This window comes from Arthrobacter agilis (assembly GCF_002953615.1).
Taxonomy (GTDB): Bacteria; Actinomycetota; Actinomycetes; order Actinomycetales; family Micrococcaceae; genus Arthrobacter_D; species Arthrobacter_D agilis_B.
The window spans coordinates 736,627-761,518 of record NZ_CP024915.1 but is presented as its reverse complement, the minus strand read 5'-3'; the positions used below and the strand labels follow the sequence as shown (position 1 = coordinate 761,518).

Here is a 24,892-nt window from a genome sequence, read left to right as displayed (position 1 = left end):
TCCAACCCGGCGCCTCCGCTCCTCGGGGTCCGCGGCTCAGAGGAAGATGTCGGGGACGAGCTGGTCCTCCGGAGCGCCCAGACTGTACCGGGTGAGGTCCGTGATGCCCTCTGCACGCAGCACTTCCTCGTCGGTGAAGAAGTTGCCGGTGCAGGTGCGGGCGTCCCTGACCAGGACGGCGTGCGCGGCATCGGCGACGATCGCGGAACTCCGGGCTGCGCGCACCATCCGGCTGCCGCCGGGCATGTTGCGGATGGCCGCCGTGTCGATGAGGGTCGCCGGCCAGAGCGAGTTCACGGCGATGCCGTCGGCCCGGAGCTCCTCGGCGAGCCCGAGCGTGGTCAGGCTCATGCCGTACTTCGCCATGGTGTAGGCCAGGTGCATGCCGGCCCATCGTGGCTCGAGGTTCAGCGGTGGCGAGAGGGTCAGGATGTGCGGGTTGCCGGACTGCCGGAGGGCGTCCAGGGCGAACTTGCTCAGCATGAAGGTGCCGCGGACGTTGATGTCGGCCATGAGGTCGTAGCGCTTCATGTCCACGTCCGGTGTCTTCGACAGATCGATCGCCGAGGCGTTGTTCACCACGATGTCGATCGCGCCGAAGGTGCTCACGGTCGCCTCGACCGCGGCCCGGACGTCGTCGTCGTTCCGCACGTCGCCCACGAGGGGAAGGGCGGATCCGCCCGCGGCCTCGATCTGCTCCGCAGCGGTGTGGACGGTGCCTTCGAGCTTCGGGTGGGGCTCCCCCGTCTTGGCCAGGATGGCCACCCTGGCGCCGTCGCGCGCGGCTCGCAGTGCGATGGCGAGGCCGATGCCGCGGCTCCCGCCGGACATGAGGAGAGTGCGCCCGGCGAGGGTCGACGCCGTACCCGCACCCGTCGGCGCCGCGGATTCCTGAGCTTCATTGCGTGCAGTCATGGCCCCACTGTAAGCAGCGGGGCCTTCCCGACGGCGTGCGACGCACCGATGTTACTCGTGAGTAACATCGGTGCGGCGGCTAAGTGATGGAAGCGGAAACTGTAGACGTCCTACAACGGTGGGCCCCGGGATCCTCACTAGACTGGGTGAAAAGCGCCGCGCTTTGTCGGAATCCTCCAGTCAAGGCCCGCGCCCGCCCCCCAGCCACCCGCCGACCGGAGATTCCATGCACCAGGACCTGCAACCCGACCTCACCACGACGGCCGGGAAGCTCGCCGACTTCAGGAGGCGCAAGGCGCTCTCCGAGCAGCCCTCCGGTCCCGAGGCGATCGACAAGCAGCACGCGCGCGGCAAGAACACTGCCAGGGAACGGATCGATCTCCTCGTCGACGAGGGTTCGTTCGTCGAGTTCGATGCCCTCGCGGTCCACCGGTCCACCGCCTTCGGCATGGAGAGGAAGAAGCCGCTGGGCGACGGCGTGGTTTCCGGCTACGCGACCGTGGACGGCCGGCTGATCGCCATCTACAGCCAGGACTTCTCCGTCTACGGCGGTTCGCTCAGCCAGGTCAACGGCGAGAAGATCGTCAAGGTGCAGGAGTTCGCCCTGCGCAACGGCTGCCCGGTGGTCGGCATCAACGACGGCGGCGGCGCCCGCATCCAGGAGGGTGTGGCATCGCTCGCCATGTTCGCCGACATCTTCCGCAACAACGTCCACGCCTCGGGCGTGGTCCCGCAGATCTCGCTCATCATGGGACCCTGCGCCGGTGGCGCCGCCTACTCCCCCGCGCTGACCGACTTCGTGGTGATGGTGGACAAGACCTCGCACATGTTCATCACGGGTCCCGACGTCATCAAGACCGTGACGGGCGAGGACGTGGACATGGAGACCCTCGGCGGGGCGCGGCAGCACAACACGACGACGGGCACGTCCGCCTACCTCGCGACGGACGAGGCCGATGCGATCGGCTTCGTCCGTGAGCTGCTCGACTTCCTGCCCTCGAACAACCTCGCGGAGGCCCCGCTGACGGCGTTCGTGGAGGAGGCCGACATCACGGACGAGGACCTCGCTCTCGACGACCTCATCCCCGACGCGGCGAACCAACCGTACGACATGCACGCGGTCATCGCCGCCATCGTGGACGACGGCCACTTCCTCGAGATGCAGGCGCTCTACGCACCCAACGTCGTCACCGGCTATGCGCGCGTCGAGGGGCACACCATCGGGATCGTGGCCAACCAGCCCCTGCAGTTCGCCGGCACCCTCGACATCAACGCCTCGGAGAAGGCTGCCCGCTTCGTGCGGCACTGCGACGCCTTCAACATCCCGATCCTGACCCTCGTGGACGTGCCCGGTTTCCTGCCCGGCAAGGACCAGGAGTTCCAGGGCATCATCCGGCGGGGGGCCAAGCTGCTCTACGCCTACGCCGAGGCCACCGTGCCGAAGCTGACGGTCATCACGCGCAAGGCGTACGGCGGCGCGTACATCGTCATGGGCTCCAAGAAGCTCGGCGCGGACCTCAACCTGGCCTGGCCCACGGCGCAGATCGGCGTCATGGGAGCGCAGGGGGCCGTCAACATCCTCTACCGCGGCCACCTCAAGGCAGTGGCCGATGCCGGCGGGGACGTCGAGGCCGCCCGCGCCGACGTCGTGCAGCAGTACGAGGAGGAGCTGCTGAACCCGTACCAGGCGGCCGAGCTCGGCTACGTCGACGCTGTGATCGCGCCGTCCGAGACACGGCTGCAGATCGTCCGGGGGCTCCGCGCGCTGCGCGACAAGCGGGCGGCCAACCCCGCCAAGAAGCATGGGAACATCCCGCTGTGACGGCCCGCGACGGCACACCCGACGGCGCCACCGGGGAGAGCCCCGCACTCCTGTCCGTGGTGTCCGGCCGGCCGACCGAGGAGGAGCTCGCCGCGCTCACCGCCGTCGTCGTCGCCCTGCAGGGCGCCGGTGACGCGGACGGCGCGCCGGACCACGGTCGCTCGTGGGTCCGCCGGGCCATGCTGCGGCTGGGCCCGACGCCGGGTCCCGGATCGTGGCGGCGGAGCGTGCGCTGACGCTGCCGGGACCTGGCCCTAGCGCGGGTCGGAGACCGTCCCCAGGAACAGCGGCAGTCCCGTCTCCTCGTGGACGATCTGGTAACCGAAGGGCCGGTCGAAGGAGATCCTCGCCTCGGGCGGCATCGGAGCGCTCGTCGCCATCGCGAACTGCGTCACCGCCGCGGCGACCGTCCCCTTCTCCGCCACCGTGATGGTGGCCACCTGCGCAGCGCCCGCGACGACGGAGCCCGGCTGGATGGCATGGAAATCGGCGTCGGGCCCGAAGGACTCGGAGAGCCCGACAGCGGCCAGCGACTCCCGGAGGTCCAGCTCGAACCCGTGGTCCCACCTCGGCAGTGCCACGTCCACCCGGACGACCTCGGCTGCATCGAGCAGCTCCGCCATGTCGAGGAACTCCTGCCCGGTCCATCGCGCCGGTGATCCGTCCGCGGGCAGCAGGAGCCGCAGGAAGAAGCCTTGGCCATAGCGCAGGTCGAGCCCGGACCAGCCATCCACCGCGACGTACCGCACCGTCCGCGTCCCGTGCATCATCGGGACCCCCACTGTGCTGCCATCGGCCAGCAGGAAGTCCTGGTCGAAGGTCCCGGACGGATCGAAGGGCTCGTCCCAGGCCGCCGCGAAGTAGACGGTGGTGAGCAGGGACAGCGTCGTGCCCGCACCGACCTCGAGCGGGGCCTTCCCGACCCGTCCGCCCGTCTCCCTCGACACCCACTCGTCGATGCGTGCCGCCGTCGACGGGTCTCCGAAATCGACTTCATGGACGCCTGCCCCGTAGTGCCGCGCGAGCGTGTCGAGGAAGCGCTCGCCGGTGGTTCCGGCCGCGGGAACGAACACCGCACTCGCGAGGTGCACCAGGGGCTTCTCGGGGGGATCCTCCTCGTCGACGCTCCCCGGATCACCGTCGAAGCTCTCCATGCGCGCCAGGAGGGCGTTCATCGCCTCGTGGTGCTCGGCCGGCAGCCCGAGCACGGCATCCATCTCCGCGGCCGTCGTGCTCCCGGCTCCGGCCCGCAGCAGGGACAGGGCGTGGAGCGCACCGAGCGGGCTGGTGACCTGGTCGACAGCGGCATCGGCGGTCATCGCGGCACCGAGGCCGAAGGAGGACCGCAGGAGGGCGTCCTCCGCCTCGGGGAAGCGGCCCCCGTCGATGGCGACCCGATCGACGGGTGCCGGCTGCTGCTCGCGCTGATGGTCCATCCGCTCCCCCTCGTGTGATGTCCCCACGGTAGGTGCACTTCCTGCCGAGGGCCATGGGCATCGGCGAACCATCCGGTCACGTCGGCCCGACGACGGCACTCCCTGGTTCAGTCGCGCGCGTGCTTCGGGATGGTTCGGCTGCGGCCCCGGAATTCGGCGATCAGGGTGTGGCCGGCAGTGACACGGATGTCGTAGATCCCGCTGCGGCCACTCCGGCTCACCTCCCTGCCGACGGCCGTCAGGGTCTGGCCCTCGAAGGCGGGTGCCACGAAGTTGATGTCGGCGCCGGAGGCCACCGTGATGGTCGCGGGACCGGCGTCGCGATCGGCCTCCGGATCGTTGCAGGCGAGGGCGAAGCACGTGTCGGCGAAGGCGAAGATGATGCCGCCATGGGCCATGCCGAAGCCGTTCACCATCTCCTCCCGGACGGTCATGGAGATCTGCGCGTCACCGAACAGGGCCCGGTCGACGTCGATACCGAGCCACTGCGAGGCTCTGTCCTGCTCGAGGATGGGGTGGGTGTGCGGCATCGACGGGTCCCTTCGGAAGGTGGTGGAGGTGTTCGGTTCCCGGACGGGCAGGAGGCCGGCCTGCCCGCTGTCCGCCCGACGAGGTCCCCGTTCGCTGCAGCGCCGATCGGGTGCGTCAGGACGTGCATTTGCTGTGGTCATTCCTGCACCCTACGTCGCGAGTCCCTCGGCGATCATCCGGTCGACGTCGCCGCGCACCCGGCACTCGGTGGCCTTCGGCAACCGGCTGGCGCTAGGCTCTGGACGTGACCCAGAACACCCCAGCTCCCGTCCCCTCCTCCAGCGAGCAGCCAGCACGGCGGTCCACGGCCATCGACGCCGTCGCCACCTCGTACTACGAGACCCTCCTCGAGCTCATACCCAACTTCGCCACCGAACTGGGCATCGCCGGCCACGAGACCGAATACCAGGACTACTCGCCGGCCGGCATCGAAGCCCTCGCCGAGGCCGCCCGCAACACCCTGCGACTGCTCGAGGGCCTTCAGCCCGCCGACGACGTCGACGCCGTCACCCTCGACGCGATGCGCGAACGGCTCGGGCTGGACCTCGAGATCCACGAGGCGGGCTACAGCTTCGCCGAACTGAACAACATCGCGTGCCCGGCCCAGGACATCCGGGCGATCTTCGACCTCATGCCCACGGCCACCGCGGAGGACTGGGGCAACATCGCCGGCCGCATGGCCAACGTCCCCGGCGCGATCGAGGGGTACATCTCGTCCCTGCGCGCGGGCCGCGAGCGCGGTCACGTCGCTGCCCGGCGCCAGGTGGAAATCGTCATCGAGCAGTCCGCCAAGTACGCGGAGGACGGCGGATTCTTCGACTCGCTCGGCACCACGGAGCGCGGGGACGACGGCGAGCTGCCGGCGCCGGTGCGCGAGCAGCTCCGCGCCGGAGCGGAAGCCGCCCGTGGCGCCTACCGCTCCCTCGCATCGTTCCTGCAGGACGACCTCCTGCCCACCGCACCGGAGAAGGACGCCGTCGGGCGCGAGCGCTACGCCCTGATGTCGCGCGTGTTCCTCGGTTCCGCCGTCGACCTCGAGGAGACGTACCAGTGGGGCGTCGAGGAGCTCGATCGCGTCATCGCCGAACAGGAGGCCGTGGCGAACGAGATCCGCGAGGGCGCGTCGATCGAGGAGGCCATGCGGATCCTCGACGAGGATCCCGCCCGCCAGCTGCACGGTACCGACGCGCTCCAGGCATGGATGCAGGATCTCTCGGACAGGGCCGTCGACGCGCTGGCCGGCGTGCACTTCGACGTCCCGGACGTGATGCGCCGGCTCGAGTGCAGGATCGCCCCGACCAACGAGGGCGGCATCTACTACACGGGCCCCAGCGACGACTTCTCCCGCCCGGGCCGCATGTGGTGGTCCGTGCCGGAGGGTGAGGACTCCTTCACCACATGGAAGGAGACCACCACCGTCTACCACGAGGGCATCCCGGGCCACCACCTGCAGGTCGCCACGGCGACCTACCAGCGTGCACTCCTGAACCCCTGGCGCCGCAATGCCATCTGGGTGTCGGGGCAGGGCGAGGGCTGGGCGCTCTACTCCGAGCGGCTCATGCAGGAACTGGGTTTCCTCGCCGACCCGGGAGACCGCCTCGGGATGCTCGACGCGCAGCGTATGCGCGCCGCCCGCGTCGTCTTCGACATCGGCGTGCACCTCGAGCTGGAGATCCCGGAACGCTGGGGCGAGGGGACCTGGACGCCGGACAAGGGCTACGACTTCCTGAAGAAGAACATCGCCATCAGCGAGGGCCAGCTGAACTTCGAGTACACGCGCTACCTCGGCTGGCCGGGACAGGCGCCGTCGTACAAGATCGGCCAGCGCCTGTGGGAGCAGATCCGTGACGAGGTGCGCACGAGCGAGGGCGACGCCTTCGATCTGCGGGCCTTCCATACCCGCGCCCTGAACCTCGGCTCCGTGGGACTCGACACGCTGCGCCGGGCACTGGTGTCCGCCTCGTAGTTCCCCGTGACCGGCGGGCGGGATCACCTCCGCCCGCCGGGCACAGCCGTCCGGCGGCTCCGGCTAACGATTCGGTGTACCCCTAACGATTGGGCGGCGTTCAGCGCGACGGCGGCGCTTTTCCCTGAGGGCAGGCGCACTATGGGTGCACCTATCCAGCTCTACAAGGTGGTGCGCTATGAACAGATCGCGCCTGACGGGGAGATTCTCCGCCACACTCGCCGCACTCGCCCTCGCTGCAGGCCTCGGCCTCGCAGGGGGACCGCCGGCATCCGCCGCATACTGCGGCATCACCTGGGGTTCGACGGCGGAGACCGCCGGCACCCTGTCCTCCGCTCCCATCATCAACGTCCGTTCCGGCCGGCACGACTGCTTCGATCGGCTCGTGATCGACGTCAGTGGGCCTGTGAACGGCTACACCGTCCGATACGTCGACGCAGTCCGTAGCGACGGATCCGGGTTCGTCGTCCCGGTGCGCGGCGGGGCTCGCCTCTCCGTGGTCGTGAAAGCTCCCGCCTATCGGAACGGGGTCGCTACGTACACCTTCGCCAACGGCCGCGAGCTCGTGAACGTGACGGGCTACTCCACCTTCCGCCAGGTCGCATGGGCTGGAAGCTTCGAGGGGCAGACGACGCTCGCACTCGGGGTCAGGGCACGGCTTCCCTTCCGCGCCTTCGTCATACCCGGTTCCGGCACCGCCTCGAGGGTGGTGGTCGACGTCGCCCACTACTGGTGACAGATTCCTGCCGGTCCCGTCCCGCTGCAGTGCCGGGACCGGCAGGCACGCCACCGTTCCACCCGCCCCGTGCCCTGCCGCCTAGGCTTGGTCCATGACCCTCCGCCTGATCCTCGCCTCGAAGTCCCCCGCCCGCACGAAGCTCCTGGCCGAGGCGGGGATCCGGCACTCCGTCCTGGTGTCCGACGTGGACGAACAGGCCGTCGTCGCCTCCTACGGGACGCTCGACGCCCACGACACCTCCCTGCTCCTGGCACGCGCGAAGGCCGAGGCCGTCGCGGCACTGCCCGAGGCCGACGACACCCTCCTCATCGGCTGCGACTCCGTCTTCGAGTTCGACGGCGAGGCGCACGGCAAGCCCTACGAGCCGTCGGTCGCCGTGCAGCGGATCCGCCGCATGCGCGGGCGGTCCGGCGTCCTGCACACGGGCCACTGGCTCGTGGACACGCGCGAGGGCGGATCCGGTGCCACGATCGGCGCCGTCTCCTCCGCGACGGTCCACTTCGGCGCGATGTCCGACGCGGAGGTCGAAGCGTACGTCGCGAGCGGCGAGCCGCTGCAGTGTGCCGGATCATTCACCATCGACGGGCTCGGCGGTGCCTTCGTCGACCGCGTCGACGGCGACCCGCACGCCGTGGTCGGGCTCAGCATCTCCACGCTGCGCGCCCTCCTGCAGTCCGCGGGAGTAGCGATCACGGACCTGTGGGCGCCGTCCGTGACCTTGTAGGTTCCCTACAAAGGAATGGCGGACAACACTCCCCATCGCCACGATTTCTGGGCGGAAGCTCCAAAACCGGGCTAGGCTCCGGACTGAGAAGAAGGAGTTCGACGCCCCATGAGCCAGTCCCCCCCTGCCCCGTCCCCCGCCCTCCCCGACAGTGAGCCCGACGGGCGGCTGCACCACCGGGTGACGAAGGTCCTGGTGGCGAACCGGGGGGAGATCGCCGTGCGCGTCATCCGCGCAGCCCGGGACGAGGGCATCGCGTCGGTCGCCGTGTACGCGGACCCGGATCGCGACGCGCTGCACGTGCGCATGGCCGACGAGGCCTTCGCGCTCGGCGGGGAGACGGCCGCGGAGTCCTACCTCGTGATGGACCGGATCCTCGAGGCGGCGCAGCGCAGCGGTGCCGATGCCATCCACCCCGGTTACGGCTTCCTGTCGGAGAACGCGGAGTTCGCGCAGCGCGTCATCGACGCCGGGATCACCTGGATCGGCCCGTCCCCGCACTCGATCTCCCAGCTGGGCGACAAGGTCCAGGCCCGCCACATCGCGGCCCGCGTCGGTGCTCCCCTGGTACCCGGCACCAAGGATCCCGTGGCGTCCGTGCAGGAAGTCGTCGACTTCGCGCAGGAGTTCGGACTGCCCATCGCCATCAAGGCCGCCTTCGGTGGCGGCGGTCGCGGGATCAAGGTGGTTCGCAGCCACGAGGAGATTCCTGAGCTGTTCGACTCGGCTGTCCGCGAGGCCACAGCCGCGTTCGGCCGCGGTGAGTGCTTCGTGGAGCGGTTCCTCGACGCCCCACGGCACGTCGAGACCCAGTGCCTCGCCGACGCGCACGGGAACGTGGTGGTCGTGTCCACCCGTGACTGCTCGCTCCAGCGCCGCAACCAGAAGCTGGTCGAGGAGGCACCCGCGCCCTTCCTCTCGGACGAGCAGAACGAGCGGCTCTACGAATCCTCGAAGGCGATCCTCCGCGAGGCCCGCTACCAGGGCGCCGGCACCTGCGAGTTCCTCGTGGGCCAGGACGGAACGATCTCCTTCCTCGAGGTCAACACACGCCTCCAGGTGGAGCACCCCGTCTCCGAGGAGGTGACGGGCCTCGATCTCGTGCGCGAGCAGTTCCGCATCGCCCGCGGCGAGGAGCTCGGTTACGGCGATCCCGAGGTGCGGGGACATTCCTTCGAATTCCGGATCAACGGGGAGGACGCCGGCCGCGGCTTCATGCCGGCGCCCGGTACGGTACAGACCCTCACGCTGCCCACGGGTCCGGGTATCCGCGTGGACTCGGGCATCGAGGCCGGCGAGGTCATCGGCGGGAACTTCGACTCCATGCTCGCCAAGCTGATCGTCAGCGGCGCCAGCCGTGAGCAGGCGCTGCAGCGTGCGCGCCGCGCCCTCGCCGAGATGGTCATCGAGGGCATGCCCACCGTGCTCCCCTTCCACGCCGCCGTCGTCGCCGACCCCGCCTTCGCACCGGCCGAGGGCCCCTTCTCGGTCCACACCCGCTGGATCGAGACCGGGTTCACCAACACCATCGAGCCCTGGCAGGGTGCGCCCGACCCGGCGTCCGACGAGGATCTCCGGCAGCGCGTCACCGTCGAGGTCGGCGGGCGCCGCCTCGAGGTGGTCCTGCCATCCGGGCTCGGCGCAGCGTCGAACGGCAAGGCCGGCGCCCCGGCGAAGTCGAAGAAGTCCTCGCGTGCGCGTGGCGGCAAGTCCACCGCCGTGAGCGGCGACGAGCTGACCTCCCCCATGCAGGGGACGATCGTGAAGGTCGCGGCAGCCGACGGCGACGTCGTGGCCGAGGGCGACCTGATCGTGGTGCTCGAAGCCATGAAGATGGAGCAGCCGCTGACGGCCCACAAGGCCGGAACGCTGACAGGTCTCGCGGCAGCGCCCGGAGACACGGTCTCCGCCGGGTCGGTCATCGCCTCGATCCGGGACTGATCGGCAGGAGAGGAGCCGGGGAGGACCCGTCACCGGAGGAGGTCAGTTGCCTCCGTTCTCGCCCTTGCCCTTGTCGCGGGCCCTCTCCGCCGCCTTCTCGGCAGCCTCCCTGGCCTTCTCCTCGGCCTTGCGCTGCTGCTCGGCCGGGTCCGCCGCATTGCCTCCGCTGTTGCCCGGTGCAGGATCCGCACCGGTGTCCTCCGAGCCCGTATCCCCGCTCTCCCCGTCACCCTCCTCGACGGGGGCGGGTACCGGTGCCGGCGGTTCCGTGGTCTCGGCCGGTGCGGTCGCGGGTGCGGGATCAGCGGGCTCCTCCGCCGGGGCCGGGTCTGCCGGCGCCTGCTCGGCAGGATCCTCGCCGGTCGCTCCATCCTCAGGTGCTTCCCCGTCAGAAGCGTCGTCGCTCGGCGCCGGGACAGGAGGTGTCGCGTCCGCCGGGACCTGTCCGGCACCGAGGGACGCTACGAGGGCGTCGATCCGCATCCCGATGAGCGTGGCCCTGTCCTCCGTGACGGCGCCTGCCGCACGGGCGTCGTCGACCTCGCCCTTCAGCCTCTGCGCGAGGACGATCGCGCCGGCGGGGTCACCGGCAGCAGCCGTCGAGGCGATGGTCCGCACCTCGGCCTGGAAGTCCCCGGCCGTCCCGGCGTCGATGGCCTCGCTTCCGCACCCCGCCAGCAGGAGTACTCCAGCGGCCAGCACGGCGAATCTGGTCTCGAGGCCCATCCTCATCGCTGCACGCTTTCGTAGAGTTCCTGGAGTTTCTCGCCGGGCTCACCGGACACGGCCGGCAGCGGTTCGACGTCGGGCGACGACGTGCCGCCGGACAGGGTCATGAAGGCCCAGATCCCCGCCGCCACCAGAGCGAGCAGCAGCACGGCGAACAGCACCGGAAGGGCTGGGCGACGGCGCCCGGCCGGCTGGTGCACGGACGACGGCACCTCGCCGTCCGCTCGCCTCGACGGCTCCGCCGGGTCCGTCCCGGCCGGGCCGGACAGACCGCGCGCCGTGCGATCAGGGGATGGCCCCGTTCCTGGAGCCGCAGCCGCAGCGGACGTCGGAGCGGTGTGCGCCACGGCTCGCTCCGGCTCAGCCGTCGTACCCGTGGGAGGACCTGCCACGCGCGTCGCGGTGACAGCCTGCGGGATCCGCGCCGTCCCGTCGACGGTTCCCGGCGACGATGCCGCCGGTCCCGTACCGGAGCCGACGGCGCCGGGCAACGGCATGGCTGCGGTCGGCGGGTCGTCGACGGGGGTGGCCCGGGTCGCGGGGGCCTCCGCCGGCCGCTGGGGACCCATCGCCGTCAGTGCCCGTACCACTCCCGCGGCGTCGGTCCGGTCCGCGGGATCATCGAGGGTCATGGAGACCAGGAGCGCGGACAGCGCCGGGCCGGCGCCATGGGGGATGGACGGACTCCGGTGGAGGCGAGCCAGCGCGCTCTCGACGCCCGTGCCCGGGAAGGCCCTCTCACCCGTCAGCGCCTCGATCATCACGAGCCCCAGCGAATAGACGTCGGAGGGCTGCCCCACGCCGTCGCCGCGGGCCTGCTCGGGGCTGAAGTAGGCCGCGCTGCCGATCACCTGGCCGGTCGCGGTCATCCGGCCGCCGTCGAAGAACCGGGCGATGCCGAAATCCGTGAGGAGGTAGCGGAACAGGCCGCTCTGGGGGTCGGCAGGGCGGGTGAGGATGTTCGACGGCTTGATGTCCCGGTGCACGATGCCGCGGCCGTGGATGTAGTGCAGCGTCCGTGCGAGGTCGAGCGCCATGAGCCGGACCTGCTCGCGGCCCATGCTCCCGGAGGCCTTCAGGAGGACCCCGAGATCCGGGCCCTTCACGAGCTCCATCACGAGGTAGGTGCTGTCGCCTGCGTCGTCGCCGTTGTCCATGTCGAGTACGCGCACGAGCCCCGGGTGGTCGAGCCCTGCGAGCATCCGCGCCTCGGCGGATCCCCGTTCGAGGCCGTCGGCGGTCCCGGGACGGAAGAGCTTCACGGCGACGTCCCGTTCGAGGCGCGTGTCGCGCGCCGCGAACACCTCCGCCATGCCGCCCGTACCGACCCGCTCCCCGAGGGCGTACCGCCCGGCCAGCGCCTGCTTCTCCATGCCACCCGCTCCCGCTACCCCGAATCGTCCGGCTCCCGGGCGCGCAGTCCACGCACCCCTGATTGATAAGCCGGCTTCCCATCTAGTGTACGGCGGGCACCGGCGACGGGCATGCGGCGGTACCGCGGCTCCGGCGGAACGACGACGGCGCCGCACCCGGTGGGTACGGCGCCGTCGGTTACGGCAGGCGCGGAGATCAGGCCACGTTGTTCTCGTAGTCGTGATCACGCGTCTCACGCGAGATGTAGAGCGCGATGAAGGTGGCGACGGCGGCCACGGTCAGGTAGGCGCCTACCAGCACGGTGCTTCCCCCGGCTGCCTGCCAGAGAGCGACGGCGATGAACGACGCCGGCGCGGCGCCGATCATGCTCGAGACGTTGTACGCCACGGCGGAGCCCGTGTAGCGCACGTTCGCAGGGAACAGCTCCGGCAGCACGGCGGCCATCGGCCCGAACGTCAGCCCCATGAGGATGAATCCGAGGATCAGGAGTGCCATGGCGCCGATCGTCCCTGCCCCGAAGAGCGGAGCCCAGAGGAGTCCGAAGACTGCGATGCCGACCGTCGTCGCGAGGAGCATCTTGCGGCGTCCGAAGCGCTCGGCCAGCGGACCGGACACGACGGTGAAGATACCGAAGAACACGACGCCGATGATCAGCATCCACAGGAAGTCGGTGCGCGCCATCCCCAGACCGGGGACGAACGCCGCGGCCTGGGCCTCGGTGAACGTGCCGCCGGCGGCCTCGGCCTTCGCCCGGGCCTGCTCCAGGCTCGACGGTGCCGTGCCGTAGGTCAGCGTGAACGCCGTCATGAAGTAGAAGAGGACGTAGGTGGCGAACATGATGAAGGTGCCGAGGATCAGGCGGCGCCAGTGGAGGCGGAAGGTCGTCCCGAGCGGGACCTTCACCACCTTGCCGGTCTTCTGGACCTTCTGGAAGGACGCGCTCTCGATCAGCTTGAGCCGCACGTAGAGGCCGATGATGACCATGACGGCACTCAGCAGGAACGGCACACGCCAGCCCCAGGCGAGGAACTCCTCCGGGCTGAGCGTGGTGCTGAGCAGCACGAACAGCAGGTTGGCCAGGATGAAGCCGATGGGCGCCCCGAGCTGCGGGAAGGTGCCGTAGACGGCCCGCTTGCCCTCGGGAGCGTTCTCGGTGGCGAGCAGCGCAGCACCGCTCCACTCACCACCCAGCGCGAGGCCCTGGAGGAATCGGAGCACCACGAGGAGCAGCGGCGCGAGGAAGACCCATCCCGGGTTGGTCGCGGCCGGCAGGAGTCCGATGAGGAAGGTGGCGATGCCCATGGTCAGGAGTGAGGCGACCAGGGTCGCCTTGCGCCCGATCTTGTCGCCGAAGTGGCCGAAGACGATGGAGCCGAGCGGACGCGCGACGAACGCGACGCCGAAGACGGCGAACGAGCTGAGGAGCTGGTTCGCGTCGCTCTGGTTGGGGAAGAACAGCGCCGGGAAGACCAGGACGGCGGCCGTGGCGTAGATGTAGAAGTCGTAGAACTCGATCGTCGTGCCGATGAGGCTGGCGAAGATCACCCGGCCCCTGCTGTTCAGGGGCGTGGTTGTCCCGCTGGCACCAGCGGAAGTGGAGGAGGTCATGGCGGCGGCTTTCTCGGACGAGGCGCCGCCGCCAGGTGCACGGAGCCCTCGCGGCACGGCGCCCGTGCTTCGGTTTGAACCCCAATATCAGATCACCGGCGTCCAGCACGTGGATAAGCGTGTCCACCATGCGGACGCCGGGAACCTCCCGCCGGCGGGCCTAGAGGTGCACGTGCAGGCGCCGCGCCGCCTCGGAGATGGACCCGGTCAGCGAGGGGTACACCGTGAACGTGTTGGCGACGTCGTCCACGTGCAGCTTCTTCGTGACGGCGAGCGCGAGCGGGAAGATCAGCTCGGACGCACGGGGACCGACGACGACGCCGCCGATCACGGTGCCGGAGCCCTTGCGCGAGATCACCTTCACGAAGCCGTCCCTGACGTTCATCATCTTCGCGCGGGCGTTGGTGTGCAGGGAGAGCTTCACGACGTCCCCCTGGTACCGCCCGGACGCGATGTCCTCCTCGGTCACGCCCACCGTGGCGATCTCCGGCGAGGTGAAGATGTTCGACGCGACCTGCTTGAGCTTGATGGGGCTCACCGAATCACCCATGAGGTGGGCGATCGCGATCCTGCCCTGCATCGCCGCGACAGAGGCCAGGGCGAAGACGCCCGTGCAGTCGCCGGCGGCGTAGACATTGGGCGCGGTGGTGCGGGAGACGCCGTCGACCTGGATGTGGCCGGACTCCCCGACCGCGACGCCCGCATCCTCGAGGCCGATGCCCGCCGTGTTGGGCACGGCACCGACGGCAACGAGGCAGTGGCTGCCCTCGACCGTCCGGCCGTCCGACAGGTGGACGACCACGCCGTCGTCCGTCCGGTTCACGGCATCGGCACGTGACCGGGACAGGACGGTCATGCCGCGGTCCTTGAACACGCCCTCGAGGACCTCGGCGGCGTCGGCGTCCTCACCGGGGAGCACCCGATCGCGGCTCGAGATCAGGGTGACCTTGGAACCGAGGCCGTTGTAGGCGCTGGCGAACTCGGCTCCGGTGACCCCGGAACCCACCACGATCAGGTGCTCGGGGATCTGCCGGAGGTTGTACAGCTGCGTCCAGTTGAAGATGCGTTCGCCGTCGGGCATGGCACTCGGCAGTTCGCGCGGCGTCGAGCCCACGGCGAGGAGGACGGCGTCCGCCTCGATGACGGAGGTCTCGCCCTCCGACTCGACCTCGAGCCGGTGGTTGTCGAGCAGCTTGCCGGTGCCGATGATGACGCGGACGCCGAGACGCTCGAGCGTGGCACGGATGTCGGAGGACTGTTCCACGGCGAGCTTCAGCAGCCGCTGGTTGACCCTGTCGAGATCCGCGAAGACCTTGCTGTCCGCGGAGAAGTGGACGCCGAGCCCGCTCGCGTCGGTGAAGCGCGTCATCGTGTCCGCCGTGGCGATGAGGGTCTTGGACGGCACGACGTCCGTGAGGACCGCCGATCCGCCGAGGCCCTGGCGCTCGACGATGGTCACCTTCGCTCCGAGCGAGGAAGCGACCATGGCCGCTTCGTAGCCGCCGGGCCCTCCGCCCAGGATGGCCAGGCGCAATGAGCTGAAATCGAGTTGATTGGTCACGCGTTCGATTATCGCCCATGCCACCGACACCCCGAAACGGCGGATGCCCCTGCCGTGGGGCTTCGCGGGGTGCCTCGGCCGGTGGTCCGGTCTTTCACCAGAGGGTAAGTTGGATCGGTGACTTCTGATCCTTTTGACCTGGCCCGCGACGCTGCCGACCATATCGCCCGCGCTACCGGCATCGACCGGCACGACACCGCTCTCGTCCTCGGATCCGGCTGGGGCGAGGCGGCCGAACTGATCGGCGAGACCACCGCCACCCTCGACGCCGCCGACATCCCAGGGTTCACCGCACCCGCCGTCGTCGGCCACACCGGCACCATCCGCTCCGTCCTCACGCCGAACGGCAAGCGCGCCCTCGTCCTGGGCGCCCGCACCCACTTCTACGAGGGCAGGGGCGTCCGCGCCGTGGTCCACGGCGTCCGGACCGCAGCCGCCGCGGGTGCGACCACGATGATCCTCACCAACGGGTGCGGTGGGCTGCAGGAGCACTGGCAGCCGGGCACCCCGGTGCTCATCAGCGACCACATCAACCTGACGGCGTCCTCGCCGCTCGAGGGTGCCACGTTCGTCGACCTGACCGACCTCTACTCCTCACGCCTGCGCGCCCTCGCGCGCCAGGTGGACCCGACACTCGACGAGGGCGTGTACGCGCAGTTCACCGGTCCCCACTACGAGACGCCGGCCGAGGTGCAGTACGCGAAGCGCATCGGCGCCGACCTCGTGGGCATGTCGACGGCGCTCGAGGCCATCGCGGCACGCCACGCGGGCATGGAGGTCTTCGGCATCTCACTGGTGACCAATCTCGCCGCCGGCATCTCCCCCGTCCCCCTCAGCCACACCGAGGTCCTCGAGGCCGGCCAGGCCGCAGGGCCGCGCATCTCACGCCTGCTCGCCGACATCGTCGCCACGCTCTAGATCGAACGGGCTCCGACCGGACCCCGTACGCCAGCAGCACCGCAGGCACGCCCGTACGGCAGCCTCCGCCGATCCACGTTAGGGACCACCATGAGCACCTCGGAACTCGACATCCTCCTCGACACCGCCGACGCCTGGGCCGCCGCCGACCCGGATCCCCGGACGGCGGAGGAGCTCCGCACGCTCGTCGGCTCCGTGCGGTCCGCGGACGCGTCCGCCGCCGTGTCGGAGCAGGAGCTGCGGGACCGCTTCTCGGGTCCGCTCGCCTTCGGCACGGCCGGCCTGCGTGCGGCGCTCGGCGCCGGCCCCAACCGCATGAACCGCGTGGTGGTCCGCAGGGCCGCTGCCGGGGTCGCCGCCCACGCCCTCGGCCTCGCCGCCGGTGCCTACGCGCCCCGTGCCGTCGTCGGATTCGATGCCCGCCACAACTCCCGGATCTTCGCCGAGGAGACGGCGGCGATCTTCACCGCGGCCGGCATCGAGACCTTCCTGATGCCGCGTGAACTGCCCACGCCGGTGCTCGCCTACGCCATCCGCGCGCTGCACTGCGAGGTGGGCATCATGGTGACCGCGAGCCACAACCCTCCGCAGGACAACGGGTACAAGGTGTACCTGGGTGGACGGGCCGTCGAGGAGGATGCCCGCGGCGTCCAGATCGTGGCACCGCACGACGCCGGCATCGCCGCCCGCATCGCAGCGGTGGACGCCGTCGACCTCGCCTCCGGGGGCTGGACCGTGCTGCCCGAGAGCATCGAGACGGACTATGTCGCCGCCGTCGCCGGCCTCGCCGACCCGGCGGTGACGGATCGCGACCTCAGGATCGTCCTCACTCCCCTGCACGGCGTGGGCGGGCGCACCGCGCGGGCGGTCCTCGCCGCCGCCGGGTTCGACGACGTCACCGTCGTCGAGCGCCAGGCCGAGCCGGACCCCGACTTCCCCACCGTCGCCTTCCCGAACCCGGAGGAACCCGGCGCCCTCGACCTCGCACTCGAGACCGCTGCCGAGGTCGGTGCGGATCTCGTGATCGCCAATGATCCCGACGCCGACCGCGTGGCACTCGCCGCTCGTGAACCCTCCACCGGCGCCTGGCGCATGCTGCGCGGCGACGAGGTCGGGACGCTCCTCGGCCTGCACCTCGCGGCCCGACTCCCGGACGGCGACGGGACGGGCGCCGAGGGGACGCGCCACCGCGTCTTCGCGAACTCGATCGTGTCCTCCCGCCTCCTCGGGCGGATCGCGGCCGTGTCCGGCATCGACCACATGCAGACGCTGACCGGATTCAAGTGGATCGCCCGAGTGCGGGGCCTGTCCTTCGGCTACGAGGAGGCGCTGGGCTACTGCGTGGCACCGGAACTCGTCCGCGACAAGGACGGTATCTCCGCCGGCCTCCTGCTGGCCGAGCTCGCCGCCGCCACCAAGACCTCCGGCCGCACACTCTTCGACCTGCTGGACGACGCCTTCCTGGTCCACGGCCTGCACGCCTCCGACCAGCTCTCGGTGCGCGTCGGCAGCCTGGGTCTGCTCGGCGCCATGATGAACAGGCTGCGCGAGAACCCGCCGTCGTCGTTCGCCGAATCGGCGGTGAGCATCGCCGACGACCTCGCCCAGGGCTCGGCGCACCTGCCGCCCACGGACGGACTGCTGTACCTGACCCAGGACGAGACGCGGGTGATCATCCGCCCCAGCGGCACCGAGCCGAAATTGAAGTGCTACCTCGAGGTGGTGGAGCCCGTCGGCTCAGCCGCCGAGCTCGACGCGGCCAAGAGTGCCGCCCGTGTGCGCCTCGACGCCGTGAAACGCGATGTCGAGGAAGCCCTCGGCCTCTGACCCTCCCGCTCGCACCCGCTCGCACCCGCTCGCACCCGCTCGCACCCGCTCGCACCCGATGGTCCGGACCGGAGGAATCGGGTGCGGCGACATGGAAAGATGGAGGCCATGCCTACCGATGCATCCCTTGCCTCCTACATCGACCACACGCTCCTGAAGCCCGAGGCCAGCCGTGAGCAGATCCTCACGGTATGCCGCGAGGCCGTCGAGTACTCGTTCAAGTCCGTCTGCGTGAATCCCCTCTGGGTGAGCACCGTGCGCACCGCGGTGAAGGGCAGCGGCGTCCTCACCTGCTCCGTCATCGGCTTCCCGCTCGGCGCCACCACGACCGAGGTCAAGGTCCTCGAGGCCCGCGGCGCCGTCGCCGACGGCGCCGACGAGATCGACATGGTCATCGACATCGCCGCGGCGCGGGCGGGCGACAGGCACGCACTCGTCCAGGACATCCTCGCCGTCGCCGACGCCGTGCACGAGCACGGCGCCATCCTGAAGGTCATCATCGAGACGTCGCTGCTCTCCGACGAACAGAAAGTGCTTGCGTGCGAGGCCGCTGTCGAGGCAGGCGCCGACTTCGTCAAGACCTCCACCGGCTTCAACGGTGGCGGCGCCACGGTGGAGGACGTCGCGCTGATGCGGAGGACCGTGGGCCCCGACCTGGGCGTGAAGGCCTCCGGCGGCGTGCGCTCGCTCGAGGATGCACGCGCCATGATCGACGCCGGTGCAACGCGTATCGGCGCGAGCTCCGGAGTCGCTATCGTTAAGGGAGAACAGGGCGCTGCAGGCTACTGACGGCGCAGCAGATCCATCACGCAAGGAGATCCAATGTCACACCCGACAAACGCCGAGAGCCAGCCCGCCCACGCCGGCAAGGGCCACCTCGTCGGCAACATCGTGTGGTTCGTGCTGATCTTCGGTGCGTTCCTGCTCAGCATGTACCTGCTGACATGGTTCACGCCGCAGAACGTCTGGCCGATGGCCGTGATCGTCGTCGTCGCGTTCCTCGTCTTCTACATCCCCCAGGGCATCCTCGGGCGCGCCGACACCGGCTTCAACCTCGCCGAGGGCAACCGGACCGACGAGAAGGAGACCTCGACGAGCGTCAGTTCCTGATGTAGTACCGGGCGCCCGGCAGCGCCACCCCGGACACGGAAGAGGCCGTCCCCGCAGGGACGGCCTCTTCCTCGTCTCCGGGAAGGAGAACGGGCAGGAGAACGGGCAGGAGCACGGACCGCGACTACGCCGTGAACACCGCGTCGAGGACGTTCTTCGCCCAGTCGAGGATCTCGGCGTCGACGAGGTCCCTGCCACCGATCCGCGCGGTCTTCGGCTTGGGCACGAGCACGGCGTTCAGCGCCGGCTTGATCGCCGCCCCGGGGTACATCCGCGTGAGGCGCATCTGCTTGGACTCGGGCAGCTCGGCGGGGGCGAACTTGATGAAGTTCCCCTGCAGTGCCACGTCCGTGAGGCCGAGCGCGCGGGCGGCGACCCGGAAGCGGGCCACGGACACCAGGTTCTGGACGGCTGCGGGCGGCTCCCCGTAACGGTCCTTCAGCTCGGCGACGACGGCGTCGATCGCCTCGTCGGTGACGGCGGCGGCGAGCTTCCGGTACGCCTCCAGACGCAGCCGCTCCCCCGGCACGTAGTCGTGCGGCAGGTGCGCGTTGACCGGCAGCTCGATCTTCATCTCCGCCGCCTTCTCCTCGGCCTCGCCCCGGAAATTGGCGACGGCCTCCCCGACGAGGCGGATGTAGAGGTCGAAGCCGACGCCCTGGATGTGGCCGGACTGCTCACCCCCCAGCAGGTTGCCCGCGCCGCGGATCTCGAGGTCCTTCATGGCCAGCTGCATGCCCGCGCCGAGCTCGTTGTGGGCCGCGACGGCCTTGAGCCGCTCGAGGGCCACTTCACCGAGTGGCTTCTCGGACGGGTACAGGAAGTACGCGTAGGCCCGCTCGCGCCCACGGCCCACGCGGCCGCGGAGCTGATGGAGCTGCGACAGCCCGTAGGAGTCGGCGCGGTCGACGATGAGGGTGTTGGCGTTGGAGATGTCCAGGCCGGTCTCGATGATGGTGGTGCAGACGAGGACGTCGAATCGCTTCTCCCAGAAGTCGACGATGATCTGCTCGAGGCGCGACTCCGTCATCTGGCCGTGCGCCACGGCCACGCGCGCCTCGGGCACCAGCTCCTTGAGGTGTGCCGCCGTGCGGTCGATCGAGGAGACGCGGTTGTGCACGAAGAACACCTGGCCCTCCCGCATCAGTTCGCGCCGGATGGCCGCCGACGCCTGCTTGTCCGTGTAGGGGCCCACGTACGTGAGCACGGGGTGGCGCTCCTCCGGCGGCGTCGCGAGCGTCGAGGTCTCGCGGATGCCCGTGAGTGACATCTCGAGCGTGCGCGGGATCGGCGTCGCGCTCATCGCCAGGACGTCCACGTTGGTGCGCATCTTCTTCAGCGCTTCCTTGTGCTCCACGCCGAACCGCTGCTCCTCGTCGACGATCACGAGCCCGAGGTCCTTGAAGGAGACCTCCTTGGACAGCAGCCGGTGGGTACCGATCACGACGTCGACGGCACCCGAGGTCAGGCCCTCCGCCGTCTCACGCGACTCCTTCGCGGTCTGGAACCGCGACAGCGCGCGGACCCGCACCGGGAAGCCCGAGAAACGCTCGGAGAACGTCTCGAAGTGCTGCTGGACCAGCAGCGTCGTGGGCACGAGCACGGCGACCTGCTTGCCGTCCTGCACGGCCTTGAACGCCGCGCGCACCGCGATCTCGGTCTTGCCGTAGCCGACGTCACCCGAGACGAGACGGTCCATCGGGACCTCGCGCTCCATGTCGGCCTTGACCTCGTTGATCGTGGTCAGCTGGTCGGGGGTCTCGACGTAGGGGAACGCCTCCTCGAGCTCGCGCTGCCAGGGCGTGTCTGGTCCGAACGCGTGGCCCCGTGAGGCCATGCGCGCCGAGTAGAGGCGGATGAGCTCGCCGGCGATCTCCTTGACCGCCTTGCGCGCCTGGTTCTTGGTCTTGCTCCAGTCCGAGCCGCCCATCTTGCTGAGGGCCGGGGCGTCGCCCCCGACGTAGCGCGTCACCTGGTCGAGCTGGTCCGTGGGCACGAAGAGGCGGTCCCCCGGTGCTCCGCGCTTGGACGGCGCGTACTCGAGGACGAGGTACTCGCGGGTGGTGCGGGTGGGGCCGGCGCCCGTGGAGCGCTGCAGGAGTTCGACGAACTTCGCCACGCCGTGCTGCTCGTGGACGACGAAGTCACCCTCCTTGAGCTGCAGGGGGTCGACGGCGTTCCGGCGGCGCGAGGGCATCTTGCGCATGTCGCGCGTACCCGCGGCGCTCGTCCGCCCGAGCAGGTCGGCCTCGGTGAGGAGGCCCAGCTTGAGCCCGTCCACCACGAAGCCGCGGCCCGCGCAGGCCGTGGTGATCTCGATGATGCCCGCCTGCGGGGGTCCGTCGAGCGCATCGACCCGGCTGGCCGGGATGTCGTTGTCGTGAAAGAGCTCGGCGAGGCGCTGGGCCGGGCCGGGGCCCTCCGTGGCGACGACGACGCGCCACTGGTCGCGCACGCGGCCGCCGATGAAGTCCATCATCTCGGCGACGTCACCCTGGTAGCCGCGCGGTTCGCGCGCGTGCAGGGAGAAGCTGTCGACATCGCTCAGCTCCTCGTCCGCACCGAAGCTCGTGATGCCCCACCAGGCGACCGAGTTCGCGAGCGCCGTCGAGCGGGTGTCGGTGAGGGAGCGGAAGCTCGCCTCCTGCAGGTCGGTGCCGAGGCGGCCGCCGAGGTCCAGCGGGGCCGCGCCGCCTTCGGATGCCGTGGCCCACGCGGCTGCGAGGAATTCCTCGTTGGTGGCGGCGAGGTCGTGGGCGCGGGCGCGGACCTTCTCGGGTTCCATGACGACGGCGATCGACCCGGGTGGCAGCTCGCCCGCGAACGGCACCATCGCATCGACCAGCACCGGAGCGAGGGACTCCATGCCCTCGACGGCGATGCCGCCGGCGATCTTCTCGAGCATCGATGCCGCGGCCGGCAGCTCGGACTGCAGTGTCGCGGCCCGCGACATGACGGACGGGGTGATGAGGATCTCGCGGCACGGCGGGGCGTACAGGGCGGCAGGAGGCTCCCCCGTGGTGAGGGATCGCTGGTCGGCGACGGCGAACCAGCGCATCTGGTCCACCTCGTCGCCGAAGAAGTCGACGCGGATCGGGTGGTCCTCGGTGGGCGGGAAGACGTCGATGATGCCGCCGCGCACGGCGAACTCGCCGCGGTGCGTGACCATGTCCACCCGGGCGTACGCGGCGTCGGAGAGGGCCTTCACGACGTCGGAGAAGGCCACCTCGTCGCCGACCTTCAGCGCCACGGGCTCCAGGTCGCCGAGTCCGGCGACGAGCGGCTGGAGGACGGCGCGGATCGGTGCGGTGATGACCAGAACGGGCGAGCCCCCCGGGTGGGCGAGCCGGCGCAGGACGGACAGGCGGCGTCCGACGGTGTCTGAGCGCGGCGAGAGCCGTTCATGCGGCAGTGTCTCCCAGGAGGGGAACTCCTCGATGGCGCTCTCGGGCAGGTAGCTGCGCAGCGCCGCGGCGAGGTCCTCCGCCTCCCGCCCCGTGGCCGTGATCGCGAGGACCACCGGCACCGCTGCGTCGCCGGTGGAACCGGAGCCCACCGAGGCGAGGCCCTCGACCATCTCGGCGATCAGCGGGGCGCGCATGCCGGCGGGCGCCCCGATCTGCAGGTCCGCGCTGCGCTGCTCCACCGGCCGGGAGGCATTGGTCCGTACGCGCGCATAGGACGCATCCTCGGCAAGCGCCGTGCGCAATCCGTTCAGGCTCATGGTGTTCCAGGCTCCTCATGCATGGGTTCCACCGCCCCCTGCCGCGGTTCGACGGCGGCGGAGACAGCACAAAAGCCCGGAAAGACGAATCGTTCCCGGGATGATTCCACAGTACCAAGCAGTCCTGACGCTTTCCCGACGACCGGGAGGGCCCCGGCACGGCCGACCGGCCAGGCCGTAGGATTGCGGAAGACCCTGCCCACCGCCCTGCGCACCCGCGCGACCATTCCTGGAGGAACCTTGGCACTGAACGCGTCCACCACGCTCCCCTACGACACCGCGACCGTGCTCGGAGTCTTCACCGACGAGGGCTTCGTGCGCCACATGAGCGAGTACGTCGGAGGCTCCCTGGAATCCCTCACGCTCGACGGCGACACCGCCGGGGCGTTCACGCTGACCGCCGTCCGCACCATGCCCACCCACCGGCTGCCGGACATGGCCCGGAAGTTCGTCGGAGAGACCCTCTCCGTCACGCAGACCGAGCACTGGGATGCACCGGCGGCCGACGGCTCGCGCCAGGCGACGCTCGAGATGACGGTCGCGGGAGTCCCGCTGAACGTCGCCGCGATCCAGCGGCTGATCGCCCAGGGCACGGACACCGTCGTGGACCTCCAGGGCAACGTCACCTCGTCCATCCCCTTCCTGGGCGGGAAGATCGCCGGCGCGGCCGAACCCATGATCGGCAAGGCACTCAACGTGCAGGCGGTCGAGGCCCGTAAGTGGCTCGAGAGCCGCTGACCGCCCGAGCCCCGGACACGTCGTCCTCCCCGCAGCACCGTTCCGCCCACCGAAAGACATGACCGTGCACCTGCCCACACCCCTCGCCCTGATCCTGATCCTCGCCGGCGTCTGGACCCTGATCGTCTGGCCACCCTTCCTGCGCCGCATCCTCAAGGACCCGAGGGCCCGGGACGAGAAGGGCGCGGCCACGCGGTTCCTGACCGTGCACATCATGCTCATCTCGACGTCGATGATCCTGGGAGCGGCCACCGCGGTGATCGGCGTCCGGGCCCTTCTCGCCTGAGGCACCGCCGCTCGCACCACATCCGCCCCACCCAGGAGACCGATGGCACACGAGAACCCGAAGGCGTCCGGCGCCCATCCCGTGATCCTGCAGCGCTCCAGCTATCCGGAGTACCTGCGCATCACCGAGATCCTCCGCAAGGAGACCGTGGGCGGGATCCTGCTGCTCATCGCAGCAGCCATCGCCATCATCTGGGCCAACTCCCCGTTCTCGGAGTCCTACTTCGCCATCCGTGATCTGGAGTTCGGCTACGAGCCGTGGCACCTGAAGCTGTCCGTCGGCGCCTGGGCCTCGGACGGCCTCCTGGCCGTGTTCTTCTTCCTCACCGGCCTCGAGCTCAAGCGCGAATTCGTCGCCGGCGACCTGCGCCGGATCAGCCGGGCCATCGTGCCCGTCGCGGCCGCATTCGGCGGCGTCGTCGTCCCCGCCCTCGTCTACACGGTCGTGAACCTGTCCTCGCCGGACACCCTGCGCGGCTGGGCCATCCCCACCGCGACGGACATCGCCTTCGCCCTGGCCGTCCTCGCCGTCATCGGCTCCCACCTGCCCGGCGCCCTGCGGATCTTCCTGCTGACCCTCGCCGTGGTCGATGACCTCATCGCGATCGCGATCATCGCGTTCTTCTACTCCGAGGACGTCCACCTGACCTTCCTGCTGTGGATGATCCTCCCCCTGGGACTGTTCGCGCTCCTCGCCCAGCGCAGACCCCGGTTCTTCGGCAGCACCACGCGCGGCCCGTGGCTGGTCCTCCTGCCGCTGGGCATCGTCACCTGGGCCCTGATGCATGCCTCCGGTGTCCACGCCACCGTCGCCGGGGTACTGCTCGGTTTCTGCGTGCCCGTGCTGCGGAAGTCCGGCGGTAAGCCGGCCCTGCCCCGACCGGGCAAGCCCGGACTCGCCGAGGTCCTCGAGCATCGGTTCCGTCCCCTGTCCACCGGTTTCG

General features: G+C 70.2%; 21 protein-coding genes. 13 read left to right on the top strand and 8 right to left on the bottom strand.

All coding sequences use genetic code 11. The features are described 5' to 3' along the window. Positions 1–36: 36 nt before the first annotated feature. A complete protein-coding gene (locus CVO76_RS03680; protein ID WP_133082077.1) occupies positions 37–915 on the bottom strand; it encodes an SDR family oxidoreductase in 879 nt (292 codons plus the stop codon). A gap of 238 nt (positions 916–1,153) precedes the next feature. Between CVO76_RS03680 and CVO76_RS03675 the strand changes: the two genes are divergently transcribed. Together CVO76_RS03675 and CVO76_RS03670 are read left to right on the top strand one after the other, a co-directional pair. Further along, entirely contained in the window at positions 1,154–2,737 is a 1,584-nt protein-coding gene (locus CVO76_RS03675; RefSeq protein WP_133082280.1) for an acyl-CoA carboxylase subunit beta, read from the top strand. After that, positions 2,734–2,973, top strand: coding sequence for an acyl-CoA carboxylase subunit epsilon (locus CVO76_RS03670; RefSeq protein ID WP_208740711.1), 240 nt, complete (start codon positions 2,734–2,736; stop codon positions 2,971–2,973). Before CVO76_RS03675 ends, CVO76_RS03670 begins: the two co-directional genes overlap by 4 nt. A gap of 18 nt (positions 2,974–2,991) precedes the next feature. Here CVO76_RS03670 and CVO76_RS03665 read toward each other — a convergent pair whose 3' ends face one another. Beyond that, positions 2,992–4,173 (bottom strand): serpin family protein, encoded by a 1,182-nt coding sequence (locus tag CVO76_RS03665; RefSeq protein WP_208740710.1) that lies wholly within the window; start codon positions 4,171–4,173, stop codon positions 2,992–2,994. Between the two features lie 107 nt (positions 4,174–4,280). After that, positions 4,281–4,703: a hydroxyphenylacetyl-CoA thioesterase PaaI gene (paaI, locus tag CVO76_RS03660; protein ID WP_208740709.1), complete on the bottom strand. Its 423-nt coding sequence runs from the start codon at positions 4,701–4,703 to the stop codon at positions 4,281–4,283. Between the two features lie 245 nt (positions 4,704–4,948). Between paaI and CVO76_RS03655 the strand changes: the two genes are divergently transcribed. The 4 genes from CVO76_RS03655 to CVO76_RS03640 all read left to right on the top strand — a co-directional run bounded on the left by CVO76_RS03655 (position 4,949) and on the right by CVO76_RS03640 (position 10,074). After that, positions 4,949–6,670: a DUF885 domain-containing protein gene (locus CVO76_RS03655; RefSeq protein ID WP_208740708.1), complete on the top strand. Its 1,722-nt coding sequence runs from the start codon at positions 4,949–4,951 to the stop codon at positions 6,668–6,670. A gap of 178 nt (positions 6,671–6,848) precedes the next feature. Next, on the top strand, positions 6,849–7,406 hold the full coding sequence (locus CVO76_RS03650) for an AMIN-like domain-containing (lipo)protein (RefSeq protein ID WP_208740707.1): 558 nt from the start codon (positions 6,849–6,851) through the stop codon (positions 7,404–7,406). Positions 7,407–7,500: 94 nt separating this feature from the next. Continuing rightward, complete coding sequence (locus tag CVO76_RS03645; RefSeq protein WP_208740706.1) at positions 7,501–8,133, top strand: Maf family protein; 633 nt, start codon at positions 7,501–7,503, stop codon at positions 8,131–8,133. A 108-nt stretch (positions 8,134–8,241) separates the two neighbouring features. Next, a complete protein-coding gene (locus CVO76_RS03640; protein WP_208740705.1) occupies positions 8,242–10,074 on the top strand; it encodes an acetyl/propionyl/methylcrotonyl-CoA carboxylase subunit alpha in 1,833 nt (610 codons plus the stop codon). A 42-nt stretch (positions 10,075–10,116) separates the two neighbouring features. Here the strand turns inward: CVO76_RS03640 and CVO76_RS03635 are convergent, their stop codons facing one another. The 4 genes from CVO76_RS03635 to CVO76_RS03620 form a co-directional block, all read right to left on the bottom strand. After that, complete coding sequence (locus CVO76_RS03635; protein ID WP_208740704.1) at positions 10,117–10,806, bottom strand: hypothetical protein; 690 nt, start codon at positions 10,804–10,806, stop codon at positions 10,117–10,119. After that, positions 10,803–12,176 (bottom strand): serine/threonine protein kinase, encoded by a 1,374-nt coding sequence (locus CVO76_RS03630; protein ID WP_208740703.1) that lies wholly within the window; start codon positions 12,174–12,176, stop codon positions 10,803–10,805. The genes CVO76_RS03635 and CVO76_RS03630 overlap by 4 nt, the downstream gene beginning before the upstream one ends. 196 nt (positions 12,177–12,372) lie before the next feature. Continuing rightward, positions 12,373–13,785 carry an MFS transporter gene (locus CVO76_RS03625; protein WP_133082068.1) on the bottom strand — a complete coding sequence of 471 codons (1,413 nt, stop codon included), beginning with the start codon at positions 13,783–13,785 and terminating at the stop codon, positions 12,373–12,375. Positions 13,786–13,945: 160 nt separating this feature from the next. Continuing rightward, a complete protein-coding gene (locus tag CVO76_RS03620; protein ID WP_208740702.1) occupies positions 13,946–15,346 on the bottom strand; it encodes an NAD(P)H-quinone dehydrogenase in 1,401 nt (466 codons plus the stop codon). A gap of 117 nt (positions 15,347–15,463) precedes the next feature. On the opposite strand from CVO76_RS03620, the gene CVO76_RS03615 reads away from it, so the two are divergent. From CVO76_RS03615 to CVO76_RS03600, 4 genes are all read left to right on the top strand, one after another. Next, the gene (locus CVO76_RS03615; protein ID WP_133082066.1) at positions 15,464–16,264 is read left to right on the top strand and encodes a purine-nucleoside phosphorylase; all 801 of its coding nucleotides are present in this window, start codon (positions 15,464–15,466) and stop codon (positions 16,262–16,264) included. 90 nt (positions 16,265–16,354) lie between these two features. Further along, a complete protein-coding gene (locus CVO76_RS03610; protein WP_208740701.1) occupies positions 16,355–18,091 on the top strand; it encodes a phospho-sugar mutase in 1,737 nt (578 codons plus the stop codon). 108 nt (positions 18,092–18,199) lie between these two features. After that, the gene (gene deoC / locus CVO76_RS03605; RefSeq protein ID WP_244186170.1) at positions 18,200–18,880 is read left to right on the top strand and encodes a deoxyribose-phosphate aldolase; all 681 of its coding nucleotides are present in this window, start codon (positions 18,200–18,202) and stop codon (positions 18,878–18,880) included. A 33-nt stretch (positions 18,881–18,913) separates the two neighbouring features. Further along, positions 18,914–19,201, top strand: a complete 288-nt coding sequence (locus CVO76_RS03600) for a hypothetical protein (RefSeq protein WP_133082063.1) — start codon at positions 18,914–18,916, stop codon at positions 19,199–19,201. A 124-nt stretch (positions 19,202–19,325) separates the two neighbouring features. On the opposite strand, the gene mfd is transcribed toward CVO76_RS03600, so the two are convergent. After that, positions 19,326–22,925: a transcription-repair coupling factor gene (mfd, locus tag CVO76_RS03595; RefSeq protein WP_208740699.1), complete on the bottom strand. Its 3,600-nt coding sequence runs from the start codon at positions 22,923–22,925 to the stop codon at positions 19,326–19,328. A 240-nt stretch (positions 22,926–23,165) separates the two neighbouring features. Here mfd and CVO76_RS03590 point away from each other — a divergent pair, with 240 nt between their 5' ends. From CVO76_RS03590 to CVO76_RS03580, 3 genes are all read left to right on the top strand, one after another. Then, positions 23,166–23,663, top strand: a complete 498-nt coding sequence (locus tag CVO76_RS03590; protein WP_208740698.1) for a DUF2505 domain-containing protein — start codon at positions 23,166–23,168, stop codon at positions 23,661–23,663. Positions 23,664–23,727: 64 nt separating this feature from the next. Next, a complete protein-coding gene (locus tag CVO76_RS03585; protein ID WP_208740697.1) occupies positions 23,728–23,949 on the top strand; it encodes an SCO4848 family membrane protein in 222 nt (73 codons plus the stop codon). A gap of 42 nt (positions 23,950–23,991) precedes the next feature. Further along, positions 23,992–24,892 (top strand): Na+/H+ antiporter NhaA (locus tag CVO76_RS03580; RefSeq protein ID WP_208740696.1); only part of this gene is annotated, 901 nt, incomplete at its 3' end.